Genomic DNA, 3,356 nt, shown 5'->3' with positions numbered 1-3,356 from the left:
ATGAAAAAAATCTTTGCTGGTTAACGGTGGAAGCGGATCAACCATTCGGTTATGGCCGAATTATTCGTAACGATGCAGGCAATATGGTTGCAATCGTAGAGGAAAAGGATGCCAATGTTGAACAAAAAGCTATTACTGAAGTGAATAGCGGTTTATTTGCGATCTCAAGTCATGTATTGGCAGCAACATTGCCACGCATTAGTGATGATAATCAACAAAAAGAGTTTTACTTAACAGATGTTGTTAAATTAGCATTAGAAGATGGTTTATCCATACAAACTGCAGCAGGTGACTTTACACTATTACGTGGTGTTAATGATCGGGTGCAATTATCAGAGCTAGAAGCTATTTATCAGAATCAGCAGCGTAGAAAATTAATGCTTTCAGGTGTCACAATGATTGCGCCTGAGACTGTTTATATTCATGGTGAAGTTAAATTAAAAGGACAAGATATTGTTATTGAGCCAAATGTTACTTTGGCGGGAGTTGTTTCATTAGGTAATAATGTTCACATTGGGTTTGGTTCATATATTACAGATGCAAAATTGTGTGATGATGTTGTGGTACATCCTTATTCTATGATCGAATCATCACTATTACATCACAATGTTGCCATTGGCCCTTATGCACGTTTACGAACTAACAGTATTTTAAAAGCGAATAGCAAAGTGGGTAACTTTGTTGAAACTAAAAATATTACATTGGGTGAAGGTTCAAAGGCCAATCATTTAACCTATTTAGGGGATGCTGAGATTGGTGTCGGTGTTAATATTGGTGCAGGCACAATTACCTGTAATTATGATGGTGCGAATAAACATAAAACGATCATTGAAGATGATGTTTTTATTGGTTCAAATAGCTCTTTAGTTGCACCTGTAGAGGTTAAAAAAGGGGCAACGGTTGGCGCAGGAAGCACAATCTCATCATCTATTTCTGAAGGTTCGCTAGCAATAACACGTGCAACATTACGACAAATTCAAAACTGGAAAAGGCCTGCTAAGAAATAAATTTATTGGGTAAAAAGCACGAAAATGGTAATATGGGCTAAAATTGTATTACCCTTAGTACAAGTTTTTGTTTTGAATATTATTGATAAAGAGGTTGTCATAATGAAAAAACACGTTTTAACATTAGCGTTATTAGGTTTTGGTGTAGTTTCTACACAAGCATTTGCTCAAATCGATGAAGCATTGGCTTCACAAAGTGGTTGTTTGGCTTGCCATAAGCAAAGCGAAAAATTAATCGGCCCTTCATACGATGACGTTTATGAAAAGTATAAAGATGACGATGGTGCAGTTGATTACTTGATCGAAAAAGTAACTGCGGGTGGTTCTGGTGTTTGGGGCGCGGTACCAATGACTCCTAATGGTCATATTCCAGCAGAAGATATCGAAACTTTAGTATTACAAATCATGCACGAAGAGTAATCCTTTTAAAAGTTTTAAGAACCGCACTGAGTGCGGTTTTTTTTATGTCTAATATTTTAAGCAATATGGTGAAGTTATTAGCATAATGATTATCATTATCGAAACTTGATCATAACTTTACAACTGTTGAAATCCTCTAATATTTGCAACGTTACCATATAACCAATGAAGCAAATATTCATTCAGATAATATTAATAATAAGAGAGGCATTTCATGAACAAAAGTCAGCGAGTCATTATAGGAATTATTGGGATTGCTATGATTGCTTGGAGTATCAATCTTTATTTGTATCCGATTAAATTGGGTGCATTTCCTATTCGTAAAGAGCTCATCAATATTACAGGTGTCATTTCATTTTTAATGATGGGCGTGATTATGTTATTGGCTGTTCGCCCAAAATGGTTAGATCGCTCATTAGGCTTAGATAAAATGTATCATCTGCATAAATGGGCAGGCATTTGGGCGATTGTTTTTGCAGGATTGCACTATGTGATTAAAATCGGCAAACCAGTATTACAATTGTTCTTTGAACAAGGTCCAAGAATGAAGGGTGCAAGACCAGAATTAACAGGCTTACAGGGTTGGCTAGATCAATATGTTGGCTTTGCTAAAGATGTGGGTGAATATCTCGTCTATTTCTTGTTGATCATCTTAGTTTTAACGTTATGGAATAAATTTTCGTATAAAATTTGGCGTTATACACATAAATTGATGGCGCCTGTATTTCTCTTACTAGCAATCCATGCAGTTGTTTTAACACCTTGGCATTATTGGTTCCAACCGTTAGGGATATTAGTTGGATTGGCAACAATTATCGGTTCAGTATGTGCAGTGATCTCTATGTTTGGTTTGATCGGCAAAACTTTAACTCATTCAGGTAAAGTTCTTGAAGTTAAAAAAATGGGTAATTGTATTGAAGTCACTTGTAAACTCTCAGGTGAATGGCAACATAAAGCAGGGCAATATGCGTTCTTTAAACATGATAAATTAGAAGGTGCGCATCCATTCACAATCGCTTCAGCAGATGAAGGTGATAATATTGTGAGATTCTCCATTAAAGCTTTAGGTGATTACACAGATTATTTACAGAATAATATCCATGTAGGTGATCGCGTAGAAGTGGAAGGCCCTTATGGTTTATTTGATTATCAACGTTCAGAATCATCACAGCAAGTTTGGATCGGCGGCGGCATTGGAATTACACCATTCATTGCTTGGGTAGAATCTATGATTCAAAACAATGATCGTGAAACTCAAGTGAATTTCTATTACTGTGCTTGTAATGAACAAGAAGCAGATTATGCAAACTACTTGCAGTCATTGTGTGAAAATTTACCCAATGTGAGATTACATGTGCATTGCAGTGACGTTGCAGGTTATTTGACTGCGGATAAATTGATGAAAGATTTGGATGAGAAAGTCTCAGACATTTGGTTCTGTGGCCCAAGTGGCTTTGCGAAAAAATTGAAATCCGATTTGAAATCACACTACGAAGCTGTTGCACCGAACTTCCATCAAGAGATATTCCAAATGCGCTAATTAATATCAACGATCAGCTACCAGAGCCTTCCATCGCGAAGGCTCTTTTGTTTTTCATTGACTTTATTTTGTACGCAATTAAAATATGCACATCTTAATTTAGAACTGATGAGGTTTGCTGACATGAACAATTAACTTGATTTGACTTGTTATTACGATCAATCAAGGAGGTTTTATGTCCAAATTTTTGCAGCTTAATCAGTTGTCTTATGGTTTGCCAAATGGCAACACAGTTTTTTCAAATTTAACTTATACATTCTCACAACCCATCACAGCGTTGATTGGGCGAAATGGTGTGGGCAAAAGCTTATTGGCACAAATCATGGCGGGGCGATTATTGCCAACGGAAGGCTCATGCATCAATAGCGATTTAGTTTATTATTTATCAC

The 3,356-nt window shown here is 36.4% G+C and carries 4 protein-coding genes; all 4 read left to right on the top strand.

Features of this window, described 5'->3' with window-relative positions; genetic code table 11:
• A partial coding sequence (glmU, locus tag BZK14_RS07140) for a bifunctional UDP-N-acetylglucosamine diphosphorylase/glucosamine-1-phosphate N-acetyltransferase GlmU (RefSeq protein ID WP_077925844.1) occupies nt 1-1,007 on the top strand: 1,007 nt, incomplete at its 5' end.
• Nucleotides 1,008-1,109: 102 nt separating this feature from the next.
• Entirely contained in the window at nt 1,110-1,427 is a 318-nt protein-coding gene (locus BZK14_RS07135; protein WP_077925843.1) for a c-type cytochrome, read from the top strand.
• A gap of 214 nt (nt 1,428-1,641) precedes the next feature.
• Entirely contained in the window at nt 1,642-2,967 is a 1,326-nt protein-coding gene (locus BZK14_RS07130; RefSeq protein ID WP_077925842.1) for a ferredoxin reductase family protein, read from the top strand.
• 175 nt (nt 2,968-3,142) lie between these two features.
• Nucleotides 3,143-3,356, top strand: a 214-nt coding sequence (locus BZK14_RS07125) for an ATP-binding cassette domain-containing protein (RefSeq protein ID WP_143691393.1), incomplete at its 3' end; no start/stop codon positions are given.

Origin of the sequence: Wohlfahrtiimonas larvae (genome assembly GCF_002006755.1) — a bacterium.
Taxonomy (GTDB): Bacteria; Pseudomonadota; Gammaproteobacteria; order Cardiobacteriales; family Wohlfahrtiimonadaceae; genus Wohlfahrtiimonas; species Wohlfahrtiimonas larvae.
Note: the sequence above shows the minus strand (reverse complement) of the source record. Positions and strands in the feature narration are given on the sequence as shown.